Genomic DNA, 24980 nt, shown 5'->3' with positions numbered 1-24980 from the left:
GAAAATTTTTTATGGAATTTATTCTTGCCTCGCATCCTAGGAGTAAAGACAGTCAAAAATCATTAAAAATTCGAAATATGAAAGCAATCAAATTATTATTAGGAGTATTAGGAATGCTAATTTCTTTCTCCTTATCTGCAAAAAGCATAAGTGGTATTGTTACCGATGAAGCAAATCAGGCAATGCCAGGTGTTAGTGTTGTAATTAAAGGTACTACCAACGGAACATCAACCAATATCGATGGTTTCTACAAAATAGAAGTAAACAAAGGTGATATTCTTATTTATTCCTTTGTTGGTATGACTACCCAGGAAATTAAAGTAAAAGATCAAAGTGTGATTCATGTGCAAATGCAGTCCGAAGGTATTGGGATGGACGAAGTAGTTGTTGTAGCTTATGGAACTCAAAAGAAATCACACACAACTGGCTCAGCTGTAAGAGTCAGAGGTGTTAGCTCAATAAAAGGCAGAAGAAATACAATGGCATTTTGCAATTACGAAATGCCACCAGTAACTTATCAAAACAGCGAAACTTATTCTACAATTCATGAAAACAACTATAAAAATGCAGTAGAAAGTCCGGTTTCAACTTTCTCGATAGATGTAGATGGAGCTTCGTACAGTAACCTTCGCAGGTTTTTAAGCAATGGAGAGAAACCACCGATCGATGCCATTCGTGTTGAAGAGATGATTAACTATTTTAACTACAATTACGAGCAGCCAACAGGCAATCATCCTTTTGCCATTCATCATGAAATAGCCGCTTGTCCATGGAACAATGATAATTTATTACTCCACATTGGTTTGCAAGGAAAAAAAGTGGAAACCGAAAACCTTCCTGCTTCCAACCTGGTATTTCTTCTGGATGTTTCGGGTTCGATGAACTCAGCTAACAAATTACCTCTTTTAAAGAAAGCTTTTAAGCTACTGGTGAATCAACTCAGAGCCGAAGATAAAGTTGCCATTGTAGTGTATGCCGGGAGTTCCGGATTGGTTTTACCATCGACCAATGGAAATAAAAAAGAGAAAATAATCGATGCTTTGGAAAAACTAAACGCTGGAGGTTCAACTGCTGGAGCAGCCGGACTGAAGCTGGCCTATAAAGTTGCCCGCGAAAACTTTATTGATGGTGGAAACAATAGAATTATACTGGCTACCGATGGCGATTTTAATGTAGGAATTTCGAGCAATTCAGAAATGGAAAGACTCATTGAAAAAGAGCGTGAAGATGGCGTATTTATTTCGGTTCTTGGATTTGGAATGGGCAATTACAAAGATGATAAAATGGAGATTATTGCCGATAAAGGAAATGGGAATTATTCTTATATCGATAATATTCTGGAAGCTAAAAAAGTTTTGGTGAACGAATTTGGTGGAACTCTTCACACCATTGCCAAAGATGTAAAAATACAGATCGAATTCAATCCTGCAATTGTAGAAGAATATCGACTAATCGGTTATGAAAACCGAATGCTGAACAAAGAAGAATTTGACAACGACAAAAAGGATGCGGGAGAATTAGGCTCTGGACACAATGTAACTGCACTTTATGAAATCAAACTGGCTAAGAAAAAGAAGAGAGATCAGAAGCTGAAATATCAGGATACCAAATTGAACTCCAAAGCTCTTTCGAAAGACGAGATTGCCACCATTAAATTCAGGTATAAAAAACCCGATGCCCGAAAAAGTATCCTGATGGTGGAAGAGATTCCTATGAATTTGAATCCTGAACAATCATTATCCGAAAACTATCGCTTCTCTGCTGCAGTTGCCGGTTTTGGAATGCTTCTGCGTAATTCGGAATACAAAGGAAAATGCAATTATAAAATGCTGATCGATTTGGCACAAGGTTCTAAAGGAAATGATGAAGAAGGATATCGAAGCGAATTGATTAGGTTAATGAAATTGGCAAAACATTTGTAAATTTGCCACATCAAACAAAAAAGCAGAAAGAGATGTTCTTAAAAAAATTAGATCAGCATTTATTAGAGGCCTTGGAGGGATATGGTTTTGAAACGCCTACCAAAGTACAAAAGCAGAGTATTTCAAAAATTAAAAGTGGTGTTGATTTAATGATTCGTGCTGACGAGAAAAGTGGTAGGTCATCTACCATTGTAATAAGTGTAATTCAGCAACTTAAAAGTGAATTTGAAGACGTACCAAGAGCCTTGATTATTGTTTCGAGCAGAGAAAAATCTATCGAAATGAAAGAACTTTTCCTGGAGCTTGGACAACATACAGATCTTAGAGTGTTCTGTGAAGGAGATGCCGGTAACCTGCATGATTTGAGAGATAAAATCTATGCCGGCTCAGATGTGGTAATTGCAACTGCTAAAAAAATAAATGAGCTGTATTCATTTAGTGGAATCAATTTGAACAATTTAAAAATGTTCATTATCGACGATGGCGAATTAATTATGAGAGATCAGATTTTATCGGAAATCAACCGCCTGGCTCCCTACATTCCCAAATCGCAAAGAATTGTATTCTGCGAAAGATTCACGGTTCAAATGGATAAGTATATCGACGAGAACATGAATTTCCCACTGGTGTTAGACATTGAAAATGAATAAAAACAAAAGCCTCCAAAATTTGGAGGCTTTTTTCATTCCCTTACATTCAATTACTTCAAGTAAGCTTTTAACATCCAGTTTATTTTTTCCAGGTATGAAATGTAGGCTGGCAAAATATCAAGTGTCCCCTCATCATCATTCTCGTTAGCCTCGGCAATTACATTTCTTACTTTCTCGATTAAGATTTCGTGGGCATCAACAACCTGCTGTACCATTTCTTCCCCGCTGGTATTCGAATTGGCCTCCTGAATTGTGGAAATGGCCACATAATCAGAAAAATTACCCAATGGATGTCCATCAAGCGTTAGAATTCTTTCTGCCAACTCATCTACCTTCTCGTTTGCATCGTTATACAACTCTTCGAATTTTGCATGCAATTCAAAAAAAGCTCTTCCTCTTACATTCCAGTGAAAATTTCTTAAGTTCTGATAGTACAACTGGTAATTAGCCAAAAGAATTTGTAATTGTTCAACTTCTCTTTCATTTGCTGTTAGCTCAACTGTTGCTTGATTTTCTTTTACATTTTTCATGATTCTTATTTTTTATGGTTTGATTTATCATTTTTCGTTGATACAAATATCGATAACCTAAGATAAGAATGTTTAATATAGCTATAAGTTTTACTTATAATAGTGCAGAATGCATTTATGGCATCATTATTGAATAATGAGAATTCGTCAAACAAATCGTTTAGCACGATAAAAATTTTGTTTAATTAACATGAGTCTCGAAACATTTTTATAGTTTAGTGGCTCTAAAAAACCTACTAATAATTATAAACCAGTAAATTAAATTAACATCATGAAAAAATTAGTTTTACTTTTCATCATTGCAATCGGTCTTTTTATTGATGCAAATGCACAATCAGTAGAGTACAAAGTAATCACAACAGTTGAGTCTATCGTTCCTATGGGAATTGGTCGTTCGAGAATTGTTGAAGAAAAATCGCCTATTGATGCAAATGAATTTACCACAGAAAGAACTGACGGTAAAAAAAGCAAGCAAAAAGATGTTAAAAGAAGTGATGCAAAAGTAAGTTTATTTGCAGAAACCAAGCTATTAAACTTCTACAGTATTGCAGGTATCAACTTCCAGAATATTGCTTCTAACGATGCATTAATTTCATCTAAAATTAACCATTTGGTAGAGCAAGGTTATGAATTGGCTTTCGTAACCAGTGGTGTTGAAAGTGATAGCGGTAAAGGTGATGGTAAAGGAATCTTTATTACTCGTTACGTATTCAAGAGACTGAAGTAATAAAATCTGATTAACAGATAAATTGGCCTCGAACATTGTTCGGGGCTTTTCTTTGCACCAAACTCTGTCTGGTAGGGTACAAATATCATCAAGTCGGTTTATAAACAAATACATTGTTTCACTAAAACCTGTATGATGATGCACAACAAACTCGACAAATTATTCGGACAGGCAGGATCGGTTCTAGGCTGGCTATTTATAGTTCTTGGATTCCTGTTCACCAATTCGGGTGTGTCCGCAGCCTTCATCCTCATCGGTTCCTTTATGGCATTTTCGTATTCTGCCGTTAAAATCGATACTGTTCGCAACAGGTATAAACTGTATTACGCTTATTTCGGGTTCATCAATATTGGAAAATGGAAATACCTGTCAAATATCGATGGAATTGGAGGAGTTTCTCCTATTATTAAAAGATGGTCTTTCGCGAAAGATTCCAAAGCATATCAATTCAAACCCGAAAATTGTTTTGTGGTCTTATTCAGGAATCATCCGAAAAGGAGAATTCCTTTTAAAAAATGCAAAGATTTGGTAGAAGCAAAGCTTGAAGCTCAAAAATTGGCTCAATTGCTACATCTCAACTTAATTCATTAAAATAATGCCTATGGATACATGAATACTTTTCAGAGCAAAAAAAAAGGATGTCTTCAGTTAGAAAACATCCTTTTGTATATTTTTCAGAATTGTTTAGAACATATAATCCCAAACTGGCAACTCAATTGGTTTCGATTCTGAAGCTTTTTTAGCCTTCGCGTTCAGGTATTTTTTGTTGATCACCACACGGAACATGTATGCATCGAACCACTCATCGGTAAAAGTAATATACCCATTGTGACCTGAGCTTGCTCCCCATGAGTTTTCAAATTCCCATTTTACAGGCGTTTCATTCTCATCAACATCAACACCTACCAAAGCCATTGCGTGCGACGAACCCGACTGGCGAGTTAAAATTCTTGCTTTCTTATCCATGTCAAATTCAACTCCAAATAAAGAAGCATAATCGTAGGTATTTACATCCATAACACCTGTTTTGCGGTTGTGCTGCTTACCTACATCACATGATGCGTACATTGCTTCATTATTTTTAATAGAGGCCAATGCAAACTGCTTAATCTCCTTGTTTGGTAAGTTCAAGTATGTCCAGTTGATACCTTCCGAAACGTTTCTGTAGTTCTCAATTTCGTATACTTTGTAGTATTCGCGGGTAGGATCGTTCATGATCATTACCATTTCGATCTCGGCATAACCAGGAACAACTACTTCTAAAAACTCTTGTGGTGTATATGTTTTGCTTTCGCTGATTTTTCCTTCAGAATCTTTGAATCTCCACTCAAATTCGACTGGAGGCTCACCCAAACTCAAAGCCAACATTCTGTATACAGATTTTAAAGCCTCCACTTTGGCTTCTTCAATCTTTTTTACTGATGCTTTTTCCGCTACCAATAAACGAAGTTTATATCCTTCACCTCTTAGCTTTTCGTTTAGCAATCTTCCAATTTCGCGGGTTTTGTTACTCACTTTTGTTTCAGGCATTACATCAGCTGGAACCACACCATATTTCTTAGCTACGTTGTAGAATGAATTCCAAACTCCACCATCACCAACTGGCGATTTAAAATAGGTCACCACCTCGCGGTCATCCATATCGCGCTTACCAGTTGCAATAATATTTTCAAGGAACAAGTTCGATTTTTCGAACATATCCCAGAAATAGTTGTAATTGTGCGAAAAATCGAAGGCATTCAAATTGAATTTCTTCATCGCATTCGGACGAATGGTGTTCATCGAAGTAAACATCCAACATCTTCCAGAGCTTTCCTGGTCGGTAATTCCTTTTACATCTACTCTGTATTTAAAGTAGTGATCAGTAGTACCAATTTTTGATCGGTTTAAAGATAACTCTCTAATACTTTCGGTATTTGTAATCGCATTTTGGATGGCTTGAGTCGATGCATCCATCTTAAAACTCGAACGAATTTCGTTTAATGTTTTTGCATCAACCGATCCCGAATTCTGTGCATTTGAAATTCCCGTTAAAGCCAATAGCATTGCAGGAACCAATAGTAACTTTCTCATATGTACTGTTTGTTTTAGTAGGTTGTTAAATTGTCCACACAAACTTATAAATTAAAATAGGAAACAAGAACGTTCTATAGCAGCTTAGTCAATTAAAGTTCAATTTTTCCCAATAAAAAACCCGAGGCAATGCCCCGGGTTATATCTGTTTCCCCTTTTTCGGGAATTCTATTCGTTTAAATATGAATCACCTCATCGTATGCAGCTGCTGCAGCTTCCATTACTGCCTCAGACATGGTAGGATGTGGATGAATTGCCTTAATCAATTCGTGACCTGTAGTTTCCAATTTACGAGCTACGATCAATTCAGCAATCATTTCTGTTACATTGGCACCAATCATATGAGCACCTAGTAACTCACCATATTTTGCATCAAAAATTAATTTCACAAAACCTTCGTTTGCACCAGCTGCACTTGCTTTGCCCGATGCCGAGAATGGGAATTTACCAATCTTCACTTCGTGACCAGCTTCCTTGGCTGCTTTCTCTGTCATACCCATTGATGCTACTTCAGGAACTGTATAAGTACAACCCGGAATTGTAGAATAATCGATTGGCTCTACTTTCATGCCTGCAATTTTCTCAACACAGCAAATTCCTTCAGCCGAAGCAACGTGCGCTAATGCAGGACCTTTTACGATATCACCAATTGCGTAAACACCTTCTACATTTGTTTGGTAGTAATCATCAACAATTACACGACCGTTTTCAGTGGCTACACCTACTTCTTCAAGACCAATGCCTTCGGTATTTGGACTAATACCTACAGCAGAAAGAACAACTTCACATTCGTGAACTTCCATTTCTCCTTTTTTGTTCTTGATATTTACCTTAAGGTTTCCTTCTTCTCCTTCAACCGATTCAACTGTTGAGTGAGTCATCACCTTAATTTTGTTCTTTTTGAATGAACGTCCCATTTGTTTCGAAACTTCCTCATCTTCAACAGGAAGGATAGTTGGCATAAACTCTACCAATGTTACCTTTGTTCCCATGGTTGAATAGAAATAAGCAAACTCCGATCCAATAGCACCAGATCCAACTACAATCATCGATTTAGGCAATTTCTCAAGAGTTAATGCCTTTCTGTAACCGATAATTCTTTTCCCATCTTGTGGAAGATTTGGCAATTCGCGAGAACGAGCTCCTGTTGCCAAAATAATATGCTTTGCTTCATAAGTAGTTTTGGTACCATCTTCAGCCGAAACTTCAACTTGTTTGTTGCCAACAAGCTTACCAAAACCATTTAGAACTTCAATTTTATTCTTTTTGAAAAGATACTGAATACCACCGCTCATCTTCTCAGCTACACCGCGACTACGAGCAACAACTTTTTCAAAATCAGCCTTTACATCACCATCAACAGCCAAACCATAATCGCCTGCATGCTTCATGTATTCAAAAACTTGTGCCGATTTCAACAAAGATTTTGTAGGGATACATCCCCAGTTCAAACAAATACCACCTAATTCAGCACGTTCTACAACTGCTACTTTCATTCCCAATTGAGAAGCACGAATGGCAGCTACGTATCCACCAGGACCACTTCCTACTACTATTAAATCGTAACTCATTTTTATTTTGTTGTTTATGTTAGTACAAATTTCGCTCTGCTAATTTAATACAGATACTTTATATATTAATTCATTGATAGAAAATTTCTTCTACCCTATTTTACTTCTTTTATTCCTTCTCTTCTTCGCAAGGCAATTAATGCCAATTGCACCAATTTGGCAATCACAAAAAGCAATACAAAAGAGAAGATAATGGTTGCTCCCGAAGGGGCATTAATCTTATACGATACCAATAATCCGATAAACGACCCCAACAGGCCAAATCCAATTGCTCCAAGTATCATTTTTTTAAAGTCTTTGGTAAACATGTTGGCAATGGTTTGTGGAATGGTAAGAAATGAAATTACCAGTATGATCCCTACAACTCGTATATTTAACACAATGGCCAGTGCTACCAGGGCAATCATCAAGTAAGAGATAAATTGCACGGGAATACGCTGTGTTTTTGCAAATTCCTCATCGAAAGCAACGTATAAAATCGGTTTTAGGAAGAGGGCAAAAATTACAATGGTAAGGACAGACAAACCCAATAAAAGGTACAAATCGAGACTACCCACAGTAAGTATATTTCCAAATAGGAAACTCATTAGGTTTGGTGCATATCCCGGGGTCATGTAAATAAAAATGATTCCCAATGCCATTCCCAAAGCCCATAAAATTCCAATTACAGAATCTTGTCGAACATCTGTTTTTTTCGATATCCATTCAATTCCCAAAGCCGATAAAACTCCAAACAGAGCAGCCCCAAGAATTGGGTTCAAACCCATATACCAGGCAATGCCAATTCCTCCAAACGAGGCATGAGTAATTCCTCCACTTATAAATACAATTCGTCGTGCAACAACATACGAACCAATAATACCACAGGTAATACTGGCCATAATTGCTGCAAATACAGCATTATTAAAAAATTGATATTGAAACAATTCTAATATAGAGTTCATTTTAATGATGATGCTTTAGTACGCGATGCGGAACTTCTCCGTGAGTAATTAAATCGATCGGACAATTGTATGCTGCCAGTTGTTCTTGTGAAATGATATTGGAATCGTGATAACACAAAGTCTGGTTTACGCATGCAATGGTTTTTACATGCGAACAAATGGTTCCAACATCGTGCGAAACAACCACAATGGCCATATGGTCATTCAACTGATCAAGAATTTCATATAGCTCACCTTCAAAGTTACTGTCTACATAAGTATCAGGCTCATCCAAAATCAATAATTGCGGATCAGAAATAATGGCTCTGCATAAAAACACCCTTTGCAACTGGCCGCCCGAAAGTTCTCCAATATTTTTGTTTTTCAGATGAAGAATCCCCATCTGCTCCATTAATTTATTGGCACTTTTTCTGTTCTCGGGACTGTATCTTCCAAAAAGCTTCTTTACCCCCATCAATCCTGATAAAACTACATCGCGAACCGAAATAGGAAACTTACTATCGATCTTGTTGATTTGTGGCAAATAACCAATGCTTGTTCCATTGATATTAATTTCTCCACTTATGGGCTTCAAAATACCGAGAATCACCTTTAGTAAGGTAGTTTTTCCACCTCCATTTGGGCCAATAATTCCAACAAAATCATTCCGATTAATTTTCAAATCGACATCTTTCAACACCAATTTGTCATCGTAAGCAGCATTTATGGATTTCAGTTCCAGAAGTGTGTCCATTTCTTATCTAAATTAAGCGTCTCCTTTTAAATGATTAATGATAGACTTCATTTCAGCCATCCAATCCTCATTTAACGGATCAATTTGAATCACTTCAGCTTTTATTTCTTTGGCAATTGCCTCAGCATTTTCTTTATTAAATTGCTTTTGAATAAATACAATCTTAATATCGTGTTTTTCGGCTTCGCCAATTAGGTGTTGCATGTGTGCTGGCGAAGGCTCTTTCCCATGCAATTCGATTGGAATTTGGTTCAATCCATAATCACGGGCCAGGTAAGTTAATGCAGGGTGGAAAATCATGAACGATTTGTGTTCCGCATTGGCAAACACTTCCGTTGATTTTTGATCCACCATTTTTAGCTCAGCCAGGAATTGATCAAGGTTTTTCTTGTACTCTTCCTTTTTTTCAGGCTTTAGTTCTGCCAATCCCTGGAAAAGGTTCTCAGCAATTTGAATAACTGCTTTTGGCGAAGACCAGGTATGAGGATCGATTCCACCTTCGTGAACATGGTCGCCGTGATGTACTTCTGGTCCGCGAACCAACTCAATTCCTTTCGAAAGGTTATATACTTTAATCTCTCCTGCTGCTTCAATAATATTATTCATCCAGGTATTTTCAAATGGAATATGTCCGATTTTAAAATATGCAACCGACTTGGCAACCTGTTCCATTTGCATAGGTGTAGGTTCGTAAGTTGCTGGACTTCCCCCTGGAGGAATCAAAATATTAATCTGAAAGTCGTTTCCGGCAATTCTCTCCACAAAATATTTCTGTGGCAGGATACTTACAGAAATCTGGTTATCAACTTTTTTCGCCTTTTTTGGCTGACAAGAATAGATTCCGAAAAGCAATACGGAAACCATAAGAATGTTAACAAATTTCATTTGTCTATTAGGATTAATTTATTTAGATCTGATTTAAATAACAAAAGTAAGTATTTTTTCGAATCAGCAATTGAAATCCTTCTTAAAAATGACTTAAAGTAAAGGTGTTTTATTGCATGTTTCCAATTACTGAAATTAGACAATTAAACAGATACAAACAAAAAGCCCGGTAGATTTATAACCTACCGGGCTTCTTTTGTATTTTTTCAGACTATTGAAGTAATTTTTCAATTTCAACCTTTAGTTCTGCGCTTCTTAAGTTTTTAGCAACGATTACACCGTTTTGGTCAACAAGCACTGTTGCAGGAATTCCACTAATTCCATACATTTTAGCAGCTTCAGAATTCCAATATTTTAGATCAGAAACATGTTTCCAAACCAAACCATCGTCTTCAATAGCTTTCAACCATTTGTCCTTATCCTTATCTAAAGAAACACCTAAGAATTCAACTCCTTTTTCGTTCACTTCTTTGTAAAGTTCTACCATATGAGGGTTTTCTCTTCTACAAGGACCACACCATGAAGCCCAAAAGTCAATCACAACAATCTTCCCTTTCAATGATGAAAGACTAAATGGAGTCTCTTCAGGAGTATTTAATGTAAAATCAGGAGCAGTTTTACCTATTGCAACACTTTTCAATAAGTCAATTTTTTCTTTCATCATCACTCCATAAGTTGAAGCTTTTACATTCTCAGCCAAAGAGTTGTATAGTTCGTCCATTTTATCAAGCTCCATTCCAGACATCATTCTATAAGAAATGAATCCAGCAACAATAGAGTTTGAGTTATTGGCAACAAATTCCTTACTTGCAGCTGTTTTTTCATCTTGCAACTTCATAGCTTCATCACGGATAGAATCCATCTTAGCCTGATCCTGAGCTTGTCTCGCAGCCATAAACTCTTTATACATAGCTTCGTTCTTCTCAGCAAAAGATTTTTGTGATTCCTGATAAGCTACGTACACATCCTGCTCTGCAGATCCAACGATAACTGCTTCGGTTAATTTTTCAACGTCAGCCTTAATATCAATATTCGAATTTTCTACAAAAAATTGAATGGCTTCTTTTTTATCATCTAACTGGATAAAATATCTTTGAGGAGATTCTACGGTTCCTGTAAATTCAAATGCACCTTCCTGCAATTGCGTAGAATCAATTTTCACCAAATCATTGTCCTGAACTTTTGATAGGTAAACTTTACCTTCTGCCTGTCCTGAAATAGTACCTGTCAGCTTATATTGCTCTGTTTGATTACAAGATGTAAAAAATAGACCAATCGCTGTAATGGCGATAAATAACTTTTTCATGTGTACGGTATTTTGTGTGTTAATAATTTACGAATCCCTAAATCTACCAAAATAAAAGCTGTAATCGAAACGATTTTCGATATACATAGCGATTTACTCTTTGTTTTTGATATCCTGAAAATAGGCTTCGAGTAATTTAAACGCAGCAACAAACGAACTCATCTCATCATTCAGCACCTTATTTTCAAAGTCTGGAATCTGATCTTTGATCGACTGTTTCTGATAAAAACCATCCTTCAATTGCTCATTGATGGTTTCGTACATCCAATATTTGGCCTGCTCGCTTCTTCTTTGTTCGAAATAAGCATTTTGCTGGGTATGGCTACAATATTCCAATATGGCATTCCAGATTTCATCGATTCCGGTTTTTTCGATAGCCGAACAGGTAAGAACCTTAGGCGACCATCCTGAAGGTGATTGTGGGAACAGGTGCAATGCATTTTCGAACTGCACTCTTGCCAATTGAGCCTTGTGAATGTTGTTTCCATCGGCCTTGTTAATGGTAATCAAATCGGCCATTTCCATAATTCCTCTCTTAATTCCCTGTAACTCATCTCCAGCTCCGGCAATTTTTATCAACAGGAAGAAATCAACCATAGAATGTACTGCGGTTTCCGATTGTCCAACACCAACTGTTTCAATTAAAATGGTATCGAAGCCAGCAGCTTCGCACAATATTAAACTTTCGCGGGTTTTGCGGGCAACACCTCCCAAGGATCCTGCCGACGGTGAAGGTCGAATATACGCATTCAGATCTACAGAAAGCTCTTCCATCCTGGTTTTATCTCCAAGGATACTTCCCTTGCTTCTTTCACTACTTGGGTCGATAGCCAAAACTGCCAGTTTGCCTCCTTGCCCGGTAACATGCTTACCAAAGGCCTCGATAAATGTACTTTTACCTGCTCCTGGAACTCCGGTAATTCCAATACGAACCGATTTCCCTGAGTAAGGCAAACATTTTTCAATAATTTCCTGGGCAACTTTCTGATGTTCGAACTTCGAACTTTCAATCAAGGTAATGGCCTGGCTTAAAATTCCCCTGTCTCCATCCAAAATCCCTTTTACGTAATCATCAACCGTATATTTCTTGCGTTTGTTCTTTTTCAAACGTTCAGCAATTCTTGGGTTGATTGATGGAGGCTGAGAAATGCCTGAATTGACTTGCAAACCTTTATATGATGGATCATTCTCAATATGATCCTTATTCTTATTATTTGTATCTGACATGATATAATCTACTTATAATTCTGTATGCGAAGTTATAAATTTAGAAACGAAGCTACCCGTAAACATCAAGAAAAGTGCATATGTTTGTTAGCAACAATCAAAATCAGGCATAAAAAAAGCCTTCCAAAAGATGGAAGGCCATTATATTTTTAGCTCGTTTGCTTGAGTTTAACCCTACCTTTAACAATCAGTTTGGATTCCTGATTAAATGGATCATTGGTAATTACATATACCGTTTTAGATTGATTTCCCCTTCTGCCACGCGAATGGAATACAATTTTTAAATCTGTTTCCTCACCAGGTTTTAAAATATTTACTCCCGGATTAACCGTTGCGCAACCGCAGGACGATTTGGTCTTGCGAATGATAAGATCGGATTTTCCACTATTTTTTAATTTGAAGATATGCTCTACACTCTCACCTTGCTCGAGTTCTCCGAAATTAAAAAAGCGATTTCCCACTTCAAGTCTTGGCGCATTCTTTTTCTCGTTTTCAGTAAGCATTGAAAAATCTTCTACAATATTGGCAGTAACAGATAAGCGTTGGTTCGGTTTCTCCTCCTGGTTAACAAGCACATCTAAATGATCGATTACATTCCCCCAGTCATTCTTCTTAGCGCCATCATACATGGCAACAATTTTGCCCTTTTCTTTTGGCATTAATTCTTCAGGTATCATTTTAATTTGCAGGTGAGCAGGCATTCTTTTAAAGGAAAGACTTACAGCCTCATCGCTCTCATTGTATACCTCAATTTCAAGCTCTTTTTTCTCATTATTCTTCACCTTTGTAAAGGCCAGGTGATTGCTTTGAAACCTTAAGCCACTCATCACTGCGGGATAGAAATCAGCAATGGTTTTTACCCTTTCAATTACCTTTCCTTTAATGATTAGTTTGGTGATACTTGGATTAGTATTGGCTGTTACTGTAATGGTTTTTGCAAATGTGCCAGGACGATTTTTAGGATCAAAAATTGCTTTAATATATCCCTTTTGTCCGGGTGCAATTGGCTTTTTACTCCATTCGGGCGAAGTACATCCGCACGAGGAGTACGCGTGTTTAATAATAATTGGCTGTTTGCCTTCGTTTACAAATTCGAACAGGTGTGTTTGTTTGCCCAGCTCTTCTTTAAAGGTTCCAAAATCGTGAAGTTTGGATTCAAACTTTATCACGGGTTTTTCATTTTGTGCACTCAAGAAAAAAGAGGTGCTTAGAATCAGGGCAAACACAAAAAAAACATTTCTAATCATAATATAATTCGAGAGTTTAGAAAAAAGAGCTTGCCTATAAAAGGAAGCTCTTTATATTTTTAAAAATTGTGTTTTAACTCTTTGGCATGATTACATTACCTCTTACTCTAAGCTGAACCGCTGAATGTATCGGGTCATTTGTAATCACAGTAATCAATTTATTCTGACGACCTCTTTTCCCTCTCGAATTGAATACAACTTTAATTTCAGTTTCTTCGCCTGCTTTTATGATTTTAGTTTGTGGAGCAATGGCAGTACAACCACAAGAAGCTTTTGTTTTACGAATAATTAAATCCGAGGCTCCATTGTTTTTCATGGTAAAGATATGCTCTGCATTCTGACCTTGAGTAAGTTCACCAAAATCAAAAACTCTCTCGGTAAATTCAACCTTTGGAGCCACTTTTTTCTCGGCATCGCTTAACCTGTCAAAATCTTCTACAATATTTGCGCTCACGGTTAATCTCTGACCTGGTTTGTGTTTCTGATTTACAAGCATGTTCATGTAATCTACCACAAAACCCCAATCGTTTTTCTTAGCACCATCGTACAAAGCAACAATTTTACCTTTTTGTTTTGGAGCCAGATTTTCAGGAACCATCTTAAGCTGAAGGTGAGCCGGCATTCTTTTAAATGCAATGCTAATTTCTTCATTACTATCGTTGTATACCTCAACAAAACCTTCTTTCACCTCAGTATTTTTCACTTTAGTAAGCGATAAATGATTGTTTTTCAATCGCAAACCATTCATCATTCTTGGGTAGATATCAGCAATGGTTTTTTCACGTTCAATTACCTTTCCTTTGATTCGAAGAATGGTAATGGCTGGATTTGTATTGGCTGTAATGGTAATCGATTTATTGAATGGCCCCGGGCGATTTTTAGGATCAAAAGTTGCTTTGATGAATCCTTTCTGACCTGGAGCTACCGGTTTTTTCGTCCATGACGGAGAAGTACATCCACAGGATGAGCGAACCTGATTGATGATTATAGGTTGTTTCCCTTCATTTACAAATTCGAATGAGTAAACCTGCTTTCCCAATTCTTCTTTAAACGTTCCAAAATCATGTATTTTAGAATCGAATTTCATTACTGGTTTTGTATTTTGTGCTTCCGCAGAAAGAATGCTTCCACAGAATACAAACGCCAACAAAAAAATTATTTTTCTATTCATAACTTACCAATATTTTTATATCAACTTTTGTTTAATACGATAAAGTATCTAAAGAGTTTATTTTTTTCGGATAAAAATCACAAAACATACAAAATTAAACATTTTTACACGATAAGCACGAAAAATATAGTTAAATACTTGTTAAGCAATTTTTCATCTGCTTTCATAATAAAATCAACTTGTACCTATCAATAAGCATACCAGCTTGAGTATTGATAAGTCAAATCGCTAAAGTATTATTAGATTTGTAGGTGAGGAATAATGATTACATTCGGGCTACATTTAAATTATTAACCAGAACCATGACCAATTTAAAAGACAAGATTAAAGAGTTTGCCAATTCAATAGAATCAGAAATTATTGAAATTCGCTCTCATTTACATCAATATCCAGAATTATCATTCGAAGAATTTGAGACATCAAAATTCATTCAATCCAAACTGGATGAATATGGAATTCCTTTTACCAATGGACATGTAAAAACTGGTATCGTTGGGAAAATTGAAGGCAAAAATCCTTCGAAAAAAGTAATTGCTTTGCGTTCTGATATGGATGCCTTGCCAATTGATGAAAATCCGGAGAATAAATACTGTTCGAAAAACATTGGCGTAATGCATGCCTGTGGACACGATATGCATATGGCAAGTTTACTGGGAACTGCAAAAATTTTAAACCAGTTCAAATCGGAATGGGAAGGAACAATTCTTTTGATTTTTCAGCCTGGAGAAGAACTTTTGCCTGGTGGAGCAAGATTAATGATGGAAGAAGGCGCTTTGCAACCTGAACCGGAATGGATTCTTGGCGCTCATGTATTGCCCGATATGCCAACCGGAACAGTAGGATTCAGGTCGGGAATGTATATGGCTTCGGGTGATGAAATTTATTTGACGGTAAAAGGGAAAGGTGGACATGCAGCCATGCCTCACAAGTGCACTGATAATGTTCTGATCGCATCTCATATCATTGTAGCACTTCAGCAAATTGTAAGCCGACATTGCGATGCCAGAATTCCAACAGTTTTGTCTTTTGGGAAAATTGAGGCCAATGGTGCAACCAATATCATTCCTGGCGAGGTTAAAATTGCAGGAACATTCAGAACCATGAACGAAGAGTGGAGAAGCAAGGCCAAGCAATTGATAAGCGACATTGCCAAATCTACAGCCAAAGGAATGGGAGCCGAATGCGAAGTAGATATCCGACATGGTTATCCTTTCCTGGTTAATCATGAAAAATATACCGAGCAGGCAAAAAATGACGCCATTGAATTACTGGGAGAAGAGAAAGTAGTGAACATGGATATTAGAATGACTACTGAAGACTTTGGTTTTTATTCGCAGAAGTACCCGGTTAGCTTTTATCGATTTGGAGTAAAATCGGAAAAACCGGGCTCTTTGCATACACCAAACTTCGAAGCCAACGAAAAAGCTTTGAAAACTTCGATGAGTGTAATGGCCTGGATGGCAATATCATATTTGAACAAATAGCTTATTTTTACCCTTTTACAATCCAAATAAAAGACTCAATTGTCTTTATTTCTGATATTTAAGGATCTTATTTTGTTATTGTTCATTATTTAATCTGTTTCAAAATAAAGTATTTCCTGAGAAAATTGTTTCTCCATTAAAAATATGATATTACATTTGCATAAGTATTAACACTAAAATTAAAATAAAATGGCTTACGTAATTAACGACGACTGTATTTCATGCGGTTCTTGTGAAGGGGAATGTCCTGTTGAAGCTATCTCTATGGGTGATGAGCGCTATGTAATCGACGCAGATCTTTGTACTGATTGTGGTACTTGTGTTGACGCTTGTCCAGTAGAAGCTATTCACGCTGAATAATCGCAGAATAACCGATATTAAAAAAAGCCAGTGATCAGATCACTGGCTTTTTTTTATCTTATCGCTTCTAATAAACAACATGGTCCATTTTGATATCGTGTTGGTCAATGGGAACCTGATCCAATACCTGGAAATCGAAACATATTCCAACCTTAAAGGCACTTAAAGATTGTAGTAAACGATCGTAATAGGCTTTACCTCTCCCCATTCTGTTATTTTCTTTATCGAAGGCAACACCAGGAATCAGAATCAAATCAATCTCATCTTCGGCCATAAAAACAGGACCATCAGGTTCAGGAATCCCATAATTTTCGCCATCTACCAGACTATCAACATCTCTAAAAACTTTAAGATCCAGGGTTTGACCTTTCACACAAGGAAGAATCACCTTTTTTTCTTTGGCCCATTTGCAAACAAATTCGTGCGAGAACACTTCATCCTTCATCGACCAGTATAACATTACCGTTTTTGCCAATTTAAACTCTGGCAATTCTTCCAATTTCTCAAGAATTGGTATCGACATTTCTTTGCGTTGCTGCATCGAGTAATCCTGCTTCAACAATTTGATCTCTTTTCTGATGATTCGTTTCTGGTCGTCAATATTAGTTGTGTTCATATTTTTGTTATTCGTATTTGTCTGTTCTCCTGTCTTCAAATGCATCATTTAAAGGTGTAATCATTTTGTTGAGAGCCAGGCTCGGATCTATATCAACCATAAGTACTTCTTCCGTTTCCACTCCTGCTTTGGCTAAAATTTCGCCTTTGCACCCTGCAATTACCGATTGGCCGGTAAATGTCAAATCTTTCTCACTTCCAACCCTATTTGCTGTTGCAATATACATTCTATTTACCAAAGCATAGGAAGGAATTACCGATTGCGCATAAGGCAATACCAGGTTGGAGGGATGCAAAATGAGTTCTGCTCCTTGCAAGGCTAGTTTTCTCCATGCTTCGGGAAACATCCAGTCGAAACAAACCAGCATGCCCAACTTTGTTCCTTTGTAATCTATTACTTCCAAGTCGATATCGCCAGCTTCAAAAATATTTTTCTCATTCATGAAAAGGTGTAGCTTTCGATAAGTAGATACTACCCCACTCTCATCGATTAAAAGTGCTGAATTGTACAGTTTCTCTCCTTCTTTTTCTGCAAAGCCAGTTACAAGTGCAAAATTGTATCGTTTACACTGATTTATTAAAAACTCAACAAACAAGCTGTTCTGTGCTGGCTCGGACAAAGCATATGCTTGTTTTTTCGAATCGAAATTGTAGCCAGTATTGGCCATTTCAGGCAATACAATCAAATCGGCATCTTTTGCTTTCTGAAGCAAGAGTTCCAACTTTTGCATGCTTGATTGCAGATCTCCAAATACTGGTGCAAACTGAACAAGAGCTAATTTCATATCACAAATGGTTTTATGGCTGGTAGGATGATGATCTTAAAATCATAGCATAATCGTTTTCCTTCATCAGGTCGCTTAGGCTATAATCTTTGTTCTTCTCCATAAACTCTTTCACAATTTGCAGGCCGATCCAGATACCAGTTCTTGAAGGTGAATCTTCAGGCATACCAGGTGTAAAAGGCCCATCATTGATATACTTTATAATGGTGCGGTATTGCGTATTGAATAAATGCTTTTGCTCAATGATATATCCCCAAATCAGGTCTTCATTATTCTTACACCAATCGAGTTGTTCCTGTGTATATTTCATGGCTTCGGCTTCCGATTTTCCAGGCATTAATTTGCTTACAAAATACCTGATTTTCCCTTGGTAAATCATGTTGCTTATTAAATCATCTGTTTTTGGGGTGAAAGGAAATTCGGTTAATCCGTAAGCCAGAATTACATCCTGGGAAACGCGTTCAGGGATCATATTTTTTCGTGCATACAAAGGCGTTGCCAGTAAGGAGTAAAACTCACAATCCTCACCCAAATATTTATCGAGGCTGATACCGATCAAATCTTCGGCAACCACTACCGATTGGTTGAATCCTGAAATCTGTGCAAAGACCTTAGGTACATTTCGTTCAGGAAAATAATATTTCAGGTATTTGAAAGCTTGTTCAAGGTCTGCTTCATCTTCCTCTAAATTGGGAAAAACCTTTGCCACTTCGCTGGCCACCTGGTTCATGGTCGAATCGTTTAGAAATTGATTCAAGTACTCCATATAATTTGGATCATCGGGATTGCCAAGACCGATTACCTTGTAACTGAACAAGGGAAGAAAATCGGCATATTCTTTTTTGAATTGGGAAAAATCCTGGGTTTCCTTAAGCAGAAACAAGTCTTTATCGAATCTTTTAATTGTAAGATCGACAGAGATATGAGATACACTTGAAGTGTTTTTAGAATTACATGAAAAGAGAACAATCGCACAAATTAAAAGTGCTGATATTTTTTGAAGATACTTCATATTGTTGTTCAGATTTATTGATTTTGGGCGTAAAATCCCGATTATGATTCTCAAAAATAAACAAAGCATAATTTAAAGAAAAAGATTTCTTCAGATTTAGCTTGTGGATATCTTAATTTTCAATGGAATCATTCCCATTTTATAATTAAATTTGCCATGCATATAATAGATTAGGGGTGATAAATGAAAGATCAATCGAAAGGTGGATTTCATGATTTGCTTATAGTCTACAATAACTAACAACGGATTTCAGATCGGATCCAATATCTTGAACCTGAACTCTTATTTCCAGAAAAGAATGAAAATAGCTTTAGCACAATTGAACTACCACATTGGTAACTTCGATAGTAATACGGAGAAAATTATCTCTGCCATCGAAAAATCGAAAAAGGACAATGTTGATTTGGTCGTATTTTCGGAATTGGCAATCTGTGGATATCCACCAAAAGACTTATTGGAGAGAAAAGATTTTATTGAAAGAACACAACTTGCTTTGCAAAAGGTGGCCGAAGCATGTACCAATGTAGCTGCCGTTGTTGGTGGTCCTTCAATAAATCCGAATACCAAAGGAAAGAATTTGTACAATTCTGCTTTCTTTCTTGAGGATGGAAAGGTGCAGAGCATTCACAATAAAACCCTTCTTCCGAACTACGATATTTTCGATGAATACAGGTATTTTGAACCCAACACCGAATTCTCATTAATCGAATATAAGGGCAAGAAAATTGCCATAACGGTTTGTGAAGACTTGTGGGAAAAGCAACCTACAGATAATAATTTTGCAAAATCGGAGCTATACACCATTTCTCCAATGGAAGAGTTGAATAAACTGAATCCTGATTTTGTGGTAAACATTGCAGCTTCACCATTTTCTTATAACCAAAAAGATGTTAGAACAAACATTCTGAAATCGACTTCGAACCGTTACAATTTGCCAATTGTATATGTGAATCAAATTGGAGCACATACCGAATTGATTTTTGATGGAGACTCGATGGTTCTAAACTCGAAAGGTGATGTAGCCTGCCGTTTGAAATATTTCGAAGAAGATTACCAGGTAATTGATTTGAATGAGATTGAAGAGAAGTCGATTGAAAGTGAGGAAGTCGATTATATCGAGAAAATTCATGATGCTTTGGTGCTTGGACTAAAAGATTATTTTGGCAAAATGGGCTTTAAGCAGGCAACCTTAGGACTTTCGGGCGGTATCGATTCGGCTGTAACAGTAGTATTGGCTGAACGTGCCTTGGGCAAAGAAAATGTTCGTGTATTGCTAATGCCTTCGGAGTTTTCATCGGATCATTCGATTAAAGATGCTGTTGATTTGGCGGAAAATTTAGGCATTGAGTACGAAATTGTGAATATCCAGGAAATTTTTGGAGAATTTCAGAAAGCGCTTAAGCCTAGCTTTGGTGATTTGCCATTTAATGTTGCCGAGGAAAATATTCAGGCAAGAATCAGGGGAACGCTGGTAATGGGATTGTCGAACAAATTTGGACACATTCTGTTAAATACATCAAACAAAAGTGAGGCTGCAGTTGGATATGGCACTTTATATGGCGATATGAATGGTGGTTTATCGGTATTGGGAGATGTTTATAAAACCGATGTGTTTAAAATGGCCTGGTTTATGAACAAGGATGGTGAAGTAATTCCTGAAAATACGATTGTTAAGCCACCATCGGCAGAATTGCGTCCGGATCAGAAAGATTCTGATTCACTACCTGATTACGACGTTTTGGATGGAATTTTGTACCGATATATAGAAAAAAATATGTCTTCGCAAGAAATTATTGCAGATGGTTTTGAGGCGGAAACGGTTGCAAAAGCAATTCGCCTGGTAAATATGAATGAGTACAAAAGATTTCAAACGCCACCTATATTGCGCGTTTCATCAAAGGCTTTCGGCTTTGGTCGTAAAATTCCATTGGTAGCAAAACACTAGTATATGGGTAGAAACACCTATAAAACTGCATGTTGTCGAACATTGTCTAAATAAGGATATTTTTCTCTATTTGTTTTTCCGTTTAAATGCTTTTATATACTTTTGAACTGTTTTACAACATGCAAGTATATTTTTTATAACCATATCCGATTATTGTAATGATTGAGAATGAAAGAAAGTCAAGAGAGACTATTTGTGGAGAAGTAATCAATAACCCTAACTCTGTATTCAATGTTCTTACTCCGGACGAGAAAGAAGAGCTGAAGTCCAATATGACATGTTCTTTTTTCAAGAAAGGTGAATACATTTACAAAGAAGGTGAAAGACCTATTGGGTTAATTTGTTTGTCGGAAGGGAAAGTTAAAATTTTTAAAGAAGGTGTTGGCGGGCGCGAGCAAATCGTTCGTATGGCTAAACCGATTGGCTTTATTGGCTACCGTGCTTTATTTGCGGAAGAGAACAATATTGCTTCGGCTGTTGCGATCGAAGATTCGATTACTTGTACCGTTAGCTACGACCTGATTCTAAAATTGATCCGCTCTAATGCCGAACTGGCTTTGTGTATTATCCGTTCGTTATCAACCGAACTTGGTTTCTCGAATAACAGAACCATTACACTTACGCAAAAGCACATTAGAGGTAGATTGGCTGAATCTTTGTTGTTTCTTCGTGATACCTACGGATTTGAAGAAGATGAAGCAACCATTAAGGTTTACCTATCGAGAGAAGATATTGCAAACCTGTCGAACATGACTACTTCGAATGCAATTCGTACGCTATCGACATTTGCAAGTGAGGGTGTGATTGCCATTGACGGAAGAAAAATTAAAATACTAGACAAGGTTCGCCTTGATAGAATTAGTAAATTAGGATAACAAGTTAAAGACAATATTGAGGAGGCATTGGAAACGGTGCCTCTTTTTTAATGCCTTTTTGTTTGGAAACAGTGTATTGAAATGGCAATGTTTGACCTGAGTTAACTTGCCCTTTCAGGGCGGATGATTATTGATCTAGTTATTGTTGGTTTGCAGTTGCAAGCAATTTACTCTTTTGGAAGATGACAAAGTTGTGCTGATTTATTTTATGATTTTACGGCTGAAAGCCGTGTTGAATTCAGCCCTGGGCAAAGTCCTGGGTATAATTGTACTGGCATAGATTGCGCCCTGAAAGGGCAAGTGAAAAAATGGGAACATTTCCTGTTTTGGCGAAGTTTGCCTTTGGGTTTGTGTTAGGGATAGTAGTGGAAAGCCCGGAGCGAAGCGAGGACTTGCAACGGATAGCCCGACCCGAAGGGGAACACCCTAATATCAAAAAAATTATTCCTGTAAATAAATGCGTTTTACGCGGCGCGATACGGTGGTAAGAATTTCGTATGGAATGGTATCGAGCTGTTGGGCCATGAGGCTTACGGGATAATTGTCGCCAAAAATAACAACTGTATCGCCTTCGCTGGCTTTGGTATTGCTTAGGTCGATCATGCTCATGTCCATACACACGTTGCCAACTACGGGGCAAAGTTTGCCATTAACCATTACTTTTCCGACTCCATTGCTGAGTTTTCTGCTGAAACCATCGGCATAACCGATTGGTATGATTCCGATGCGGGTATCTTTTTGCAGTACTCCTTTGCGGCCGTAACCAATGGTGTTTTCTTTTGTGATGGTTTTAATTTGGGATATGGTGGTTTTGAGTGTGCTTACATTCATTAGTTTATCCTGGTGAACGGCGCTAATTCCGTATAATCCAATGCCGAGACGAACCATTTCGAATTGTGCATCGGCAAAGCGTTCGATGCCGGCAGAGTTGAGAATGTGCCTATCGATTGGATAGGTGAAATGTTTGCAAACTTGCTTGCTCCACTGCTTGAACAGTTCGATTTGATGTTTGGTATAATCGTCGTGCTGAATTTCGTCGGCTCCGGCCAGGTGTGAAAATACGGAACGAATATAGAAATGATCGTTGTTTTTTAGATGGGAAATCAATTCTTCCTGATCTTCCTGGAGAAAGCCCATACGGTGCATTCCGGTATCGAATTTAATGTGAATTGGGTAGTTTTTTACCACATTCTTTTTTAGCGCACGCTGAAATTCTTCGAGGATTTTTAGATTGTAAATTTCGGGTTCGAGTTTGTATTCGATCATGGTTTCGAAGCTGTGTGCTTCGGGATTCATTACGATGATGGGAACATGAACTCCGGCATTTCGGAGTTCTACGCCTTCATCGGCGATGGCCACAGCCAGGTAATCGACACGATGATATTGCAGGAGATTTGCAATTTCGACCGATCCGCTTCCATAGGAGAAGGCTTTTACCATTACGGTAAGCTTTGTTTGTGGTTTAAGCAATGATCTGAAATAATTCAGGTTGTGTATCATTGCATTTAAATCGACCTCTAAAACGGTTCTGTGGGCCTTATATTGAAGGGCATTTGAGATTCTTTCGAAGTGAAAATCGCGGGCTCCTTTAATAAGTATTACCTCGTCTTTGAATTTGCTACGATCGAAGTGTGAAAGAAACAGATTGGTGTTTGGATAGAAAACTGCATGGGGATCGAACATGTTGGCATGTTTTGATAGTTTTTCGCCAATGCCAATGATTCTATCGATTTTGTTTTTACTGATTAGTTTGGCTACTGCCCTGTACAGCCTTTTTTCGGTATAACCCGATTGATAGATGTCGGACAGGATGATGCATTTTTTCTTATCGGTTTGCTGGCGATTCATGAGATCTACAGCAATTTCCAATGATCCGAGGTCGGAATTGTAGTAGTCGTTAATTAACGTGCAATTGCCAAAACCTTCTTTGATTTCCATACGCATGGCTATGGGTTCGAGCTTTGGCATTTCTGCGTTCACGAATCGGTAGTCGAGATTGAGAACGAGGGCTGTTACATAGGTGGTAATGGCATTATCGACAGAAGCTCTGTCGGTAAATGGAATCACAAATTCGTTTACCAATCGTCCTGTTTTGTACTCAATTCTTGTTTGATTGCCTTCGATGCTCTCCTTAAGGATTCTGAAAAATGCATGTTTATTTCGCGCCCATGTATATTGTTCCTGCTTGGCTTCCATGCTCAAAACAAAGGTGGTTACCACCATTGGATCGTCGGAACAGTAGACTACTTTTTCGCAGGTGGAAAAGAGTTTTATTTTTTCGTTGAGCAAGTGTTGCTTGTCTTCGAAGTTTTCGAGATGGGCCTCGCCAAGGTGGGTAAACACACCAATGGTGGGTTTTATGATTTTGGCAAGATTTTCCATTTCGCCTGCCTGGGAAATTCCCGCTTCGAAAATTCCGAGCCTGGCATTTGAGTTTAAATTCCAAACCGACAATGGTACTCCTACCTGCGAATTGTAGCTTTTCGGGCTACGAACAGGTTGAAAGCTAGTTTGTACAATTTGGTTGAGCCACTCTTTTACAATGGTTTTTCCATTGCTTCCGGTAATACCGATTACCGGATAATTGAATTGAGACCTATGCTTTGCCGCCAGTTTTTGTAAAGCATTTAGTGTGTTGCCCACCACAATAAAGTTTGCTTCGGGAAATTCTTCAGCTCTATCAAATGAAGAATTGATTACAAAAGCACGAACTCCTTTTTGATAAAGATCGGCAATGTAATGGTGCCCATCGTGGCGTTCGCCTGTAATGGCAAAAAATACAGTTTCCTCGGGCAGGTAGAGAGATCTGCTATCAATCGATATGGATTGAATCTTCACATCGGTGTTCCCGATTAGATTCCCATCAACAATTTGTGATATGGATTCCAGTGTATACGATTGTTCAGATCTCATTGAGT

The 24980-nt window shown here is 37.6% G+C and carries 22 protein-coding genes; 8 read left to right on the top strand and 14 right to left on the bottom strand.

The window, feature by feature from the left end; genetic code table 11:
* Nucleotides 1-77 precede the first annotated feature (77 nt).
* On the top strand, nt 78-1922 hold the full coding sequence (locus ELS83_RS14565; protein ID WP_171596294.1) for a vWA domain-containing protein: 1845 nt from the start codon (nt 78-80) through the stop codon (nt 1920-1922).
* Nucleotides 1923-1954: 32 nt separating this feature from the next.
* Nucleotides 1955-2572 (top strand): DEAD/DEAH box helicase, encoded by a 618-nt coding sequence (locus ELS83_RS14560; protein ID WP_171596293.1) that lies wholly within the window; start codon nt 1955-1957, stop codon nt 2570-2572.
* Between the two features lie 50 nt (nt 2573-2622).
* Here the strand turns inward: ELS83_RS14560 and ELS83_RS14555 are convergent, their stop codons facing one another.
* On the bottom strand, nt 2623-3102 hold the full coding sequence (locus tag ELS83_RS14555) for a Dps family protein (protein ID WP_171596292.1): 480 nt from the start codon (nt 3100-3102) through the stop codon (nt 2623-2625).
* Between the two features lie 271 nt (nt 3103-3373).
* Here ELS83_RS14555 and ELS83_RS14550 point away from each other — a divergent pair, with 271 nt between their 5' ends.
* Both ELS83_RS14550 and ELS83_RS14545 read left to right on the top strand, forming a co-directional pair.
* On the top strand, nt 3374-3829 hold the full coding sequence (locus tag ELS83_RS14550) for a hypothetical protein (protein WP_171596291.1): 456 nt from the start codon (nt 3374-3376) through the stop codon (nt 3827-3829).
* A 135-nt stretch (nt 3830-3964) separates the two neighbouring features.
* Complete coding sequence (locus tag ELS83_RS14545) at nt 3965-4420, top strand: hypothetical protein (RefSeq protein ID WP_171596290.1); 456 nt, start codon at nt 3965-3967, stop codon at nt 4418-4420.
* A gap of 93 nt (nt 4421-4513) precedes the next feature.
* Here the strand turns inward: ELS83_RS14545 and ELS83_RS14540 are convergent, their stop codons facing one another.
* From ELS83_RS14540 to ELS83_RS14500, 9 genes are all read right to left on the bottom strand, one after another.
* Complete coding sequence (locus tag ELS83_RS14540; protein ID WP_171596289.1) at nt 4514-5902, bottom strand: C1 family peptidase; 1389 nt, start codon at nt 5900-5902, stop codon at nt 4514-4516.
* A gap of 176 nt (nt 5903-6078) precedes the next feature.
* Nucleotides 6079-7473, bottom strand: coding sequence for a dihydrolipoyl dehydrogenase (gene lpdA, locus ELS83_RS14535; RefSeq protein ID WP_171596288.1), 1395 nt, complete (start codon nt 7471-7473; stop codon nt 6079-6081).
* Between the two features lie 95 nt (nt 7474-7568).
* Nucleotides 7569-8417, bottom strand: a complete 849-nt coding sequence (locus ELS83_RS14530) for a metal ABC transporter permease (protein WP_171596287.1) — start codon at nt 8415-8417, stop codon at nt 7569-7571.
* Nucleotide 8418: 1 nt separating this feature from the next.
* Entirely contained in the window at nt 8419-9150 is a 732-nt protein-coding gene (locus tag ELS83_RS14525; protein WP_171596286.1) for a metal ABC transporter ATP-binding protein, read from the bottom strand.
* Between the two features lie 12 nt (nt 9151-9162).
* Complete coding sequence (locus ELS83_RS14520) at nt 9163-10035, bottom strand: metal ABC transporter solute-binding protein, Zn/Mn family (RefSeq protein WP_171596285.1); 873 nt, start codon at nt 10033-10035, stop codon at nt 9163-9165.
* Nucleotides 10036-10246: 211 nt separating this feature from the next.
* A complete protein-coding gene (locus tag ELS83_RS14515) occupies nt 10247-11341 on the bottom strand; it encodes a TlpA disulfide reductase family protein (protein ID WP_171596284.1) in 1095 nt (364 codons plus the stop codon).
* A gap of 93 nt (nt 11342-11434) precedes the next feature.
* Nucleotides 11435-12568: a methylmalonyl Co-A mutase-associated GTPase MeaB gene (meaB, locus tag ELS83_RS14510; protein WP_171596283.1), complete on the bottom strand. Its 1134-nt coding sequence runs from the start codon at nt 12566-12568 to the stop codon at nt 11435-11437.
* Between the two features lie 149 nt (nt 12569-12717).
* Complete coding sequence (locus ELS83_RS14505) at nt 12718-13737, bottom strand: DUF1573 domain-containing protein (RefSeq protein WP_171596282.1); 1020 nt, start codon at nt 13735-13737, stop codon at nt 12718-12720.
* Nucleotides 13738-13888: 151 nt separating this feature from the next.
* Complete coding sequence (locus tag ELS83_RS14500) at nt 13889-14986, bottom strand: DUF1573 domain-containing protein (protein WP_171596281.1); 1098 nt, start codon at nt 14984-14986, stop codon at nt 13889-13891.
* Nucleotides 14987-15288: 302 nt separating this feature from the next.
* Here ELS83_RS14500 and ELS83_RS14495 point away from each other — a divergent pair, with 302 nt between their 5' ends.
* Together ELS83_RS14495 and ELS83_RS14490 are read left to right on the top strand one after the other, a co-directional pair.
* Nucleotides 15289-16470 carry a M20 metallopeptidase family protein gene (locus ELS83_RS14495; RefSeq protein ID WP_171596280.1) on the top strand — a complete coding sequence of 394 codons (1182 nt, stop codon included), beginning with the start codon at nt 15289-15291 and terminating at the stop codon, nt 16468-16470.
* Between the two features lie 189 nt (nt 16471-16659).
* The gene (locus tag ELS83_RS14490; RefSeq protein ID WP_083464674.1) at nt 16660-16830 is read left to right on the top strand and encodes a DUF362 domain-containing protein; all 171 of its coding nucleotides are present in this window, start codon (nt 16660-16662) and stop codon (nt 16828-16830) included.
* A gap of 67 nt (nt 16831-16897) precedes the next feature.
* Here ELS83_RS14490 and ELS83_RS14485 read toward each other — a convergent pair whose 3' ends face one another.
* The 3 genes from ELS83_RS14485 to gldB are packed head-to-tail and all read right to left on the bottom strand — an operon-like array spanning nt 16898 to nt 19242.
* Entirely contained in the window at nt 16898-17446 is a 549-nt protein-coding gene (locus ELS83_RS14485; protein ID WP_171596279.1) for a 5-formyltetrahydrofolate cyclo-ligase, read from the bottom strand.
* Nucleotides 17447-17453: 7 nt separating this feature from the next.
* Nucleotides 17454-18230, bottom strand: a complete 777-nt coding sequence (locus ELS83_RS14480) for a nitrilase-related carbon-nitrogen hydrolase (RefSeq protein ID WP_171596278.1) — start codon at nt 18228-18230, stop codon at nt 17454-17456.
* 13 nt (nt 18231-18243) lie between these two features.
* On the bottom strand, nt 18244-19242 hold the full coding sequence (gene gldB / locus ELS83_RS14475; protein ID WP_171596277.1) for a gliding motility lipoprotein GldB: 999 nt from the start codon (nt 19240-19242) through the stop codon (nt 18244-18246).
* A gap of 298 nt (nt 19243-19540) precedes the next feature.
* Between gldB and ELS83_RS14470 the strand changes: the two genes are divergently transcribed.
* Complete coding sequence (locus ELS83_RS14470; RefSeq protein ID WP_171596276.1) at nt 19541-21187, top strand: NAD+ synthase; 1647 nt, start codon at nt 19541-19543, stop codon at nt 21185-21187.
* A gap of 158 nt (nt 21188-21345) precedes the next feature.
* Nucleotides 21346-22062, top strand: coding sequence for a Crp/Fnr family transcriptional regulator (locus tag ELS83_RS14465; RefSeq protein ID WP_171596275.1), 717 nt, complete (start codon nt 21346-21348; stop codon nt 22060-22062).
* 441 nt (nt 22063-22503) lie between these two features.
* On the opposite strand, the gene ELS83_RS14460 is transcribed toward ELS83_RS14465, so the two are convergent.
* Complete coding sequence (locus ELS83_RS14460) at nt 22504-24975, bottom strand: bifunctional UDP-N-acetylmuramoyl-tripeptide:D-alanyl-D-alanine ligase/alanine racemase (protein ID WP_171596274.1); 2472 nt, start codon at nt 24973-24975, stop codon at nt 22504-22506.
* Nucleotides 24976-24980: the final 5 nt, after the last annotated feature.

The sequence above is a fragment of the Marinifilum caeruleilacunae genome, from assembly GCF_013141825.1.
GTDB classification, from domain to species: domain Bacteria; phylum Bacteroidota; class Bacteroidia; order Bacteroidales; family Marinifilaceae; genus Marinifilum; species Marinifilum caeruleilacunae.
This window is presented reverse-complemented; position numbering and strand designations above follow the sequence as displayed.

What these genes read in the sequence shown, in the direction of transcription:
- ELS83_RS14565 (WP_171596294.1), top strand. Translation starts at nt 78, where the DNA reads ATGAAAGCAATCAAATTATTATTAGGAGTATTAGGAATGCTAATTTCT.
- ELS83_RS14560 (WP_171596293.1), top strand. Translation starts at nt 1,955, where the DNA reads ATGTTCTTAAAAAAATTAGATCAGCATTTATTAGAGGCCTTGGAGGGA.
- ELS83_RS14555 (WP_171596292.1), bottom strand. Translation starts at nt 3,102, where the DNA reads ATGAAAAATGTAAAAGAAAATCAAGCAACAGTTGAGCTAACAGCAAAT.
- ELS83_RS14550 (WP_171596291.1), top strand. Translation starts at nt 3,374, where the DNA reads ATGAAAAAATTAGTTTTACTTTTCATCATTGCAATCGGTCTTTTTATT.
- ELS83_RS14545 (WP_171596290.1), top strand. Translation starts at nt 3,965, where the DNA reads ATGATGCACAACAAACTCGACAAATTATTCGGACAGGCAGGATCGGTT.
- ELS83_RS14540 (WP_171596289.1), bottom strand. Translation starts at nt 5,902, where the DNA reads ATGAGAAAGTTACTATTGGTTCCTGCAATGCTATTGGCTTTAACGGGA.
- lpdA (WP_171596288.1), bottom strand. Translation starts at nt 7,473, where the DNA reads ATGAGTTACGATTTAATAGTAGTAGGAAGTGGTCCTGGTGGATACGTA.
- ELS83_RS14530 (WP_171596287.1), bottom strand. Translation starts at nt 8,417, where the DNA reads ATGAACTCTATATTAGAATTGTTTCAATATCAATTTTTTAATAATGCT.
- ELS83_RS14525 (WP_171596286.1), bottom strand. Translation starts at nt 9,150, where the DNA reads ATGGACACACTTCTGGAACTGAAATCCATAAATGCTGCTTACGATGAC.
- ELS83_RS14520 (WP_171596285.1), bottom strand. Translation starts at nt 10,035, where the DNA reads ATGAAATTTGTTAACATTCTTATGGTTTCCGTATTGCTTTTCGGAATC.
- ELS83_RS14515 (WP_171596284.1), bottom strand. Translation starts at nt 11,341, where the DNA reads ATGAAAAAGTTATTTATCGCCATTACAGCGATTGGTCTATTTTTTACA.
- meaB (WP_171596283.1), bottom strand. Translation starts at nt 12,568, where the DNA reads ATGTCAGATACAAATAATAAGAATAAGGATCATATTGAGAATGATCCA.
- ELS83_RS14500 (WP_171596281.1), bottom strand. Translation starts at nt 14,986, where the DNA reads ATGAATAGAAAAATAATTTTTTTGTTGGCGTTTGTATTCTGTGGAAGC.
- ELS83_RS14495 (WP_171596280.1), top strand. Translation starts at nt 15,289, where the DNA reads ATGACCAATTTAAAAGACAAGATTAAAGAGTTTGCCAATTCAATAGAA.
- ELS83_RS14490 (WP_083464674.1), top strand. Translation starts at nt 16,660, where the DNA reads ATGGCTTACGTAATTAACGACGACTGTATTTCATGCGGTTCTTGTGAA.
- ELS83_RS14485 (WP_171596279.1), bottom strand. Translation starts at nt 17,446, where the DNA reads ATGAACACAACTAATATTGACGACCAGAAACGAATCATCAGAAAAGAG.
- ELS83_RS14480 (WP_171596278.1), bottom strand. Translation starts at nt 18,230, where the DNA reads ATGAAATTAGCTCTTGTTCAGTTTGCACCAGTATTTGGAGATCTGCAA.
- gldB (WP_171596277.1), bottom strand. Translation starts at nt 19,242, where the DNA reads ATGAAGTATCTTCAAAAAATATCAGCACTTTTAATTTGTGCGATTGTT.
- ELS83_RS14470 (WP_171596276.1), top strand. Translation starts at nt 19,541, where the DNA reads ATGAAAATAGCTTTAGCACAATTGAACTACCACATTGGTAACTTCGAT.
- ELS83_RS14465 (WP_171596275.1), top strand. Translation starts at nt 21,346, where the DNA reads ATGATTGAGAATGAAAGAAAGTCAAGAGAGACTATTTGTGGAGAAGTA.
- ELS83_RS14460 (WP_171596274.1), bottom strand. Translation starts at nt 24,975, where the DNA reads ATGAGATCTGAACAATCGTATACACTGGAATCCATATCACAAATTGTT.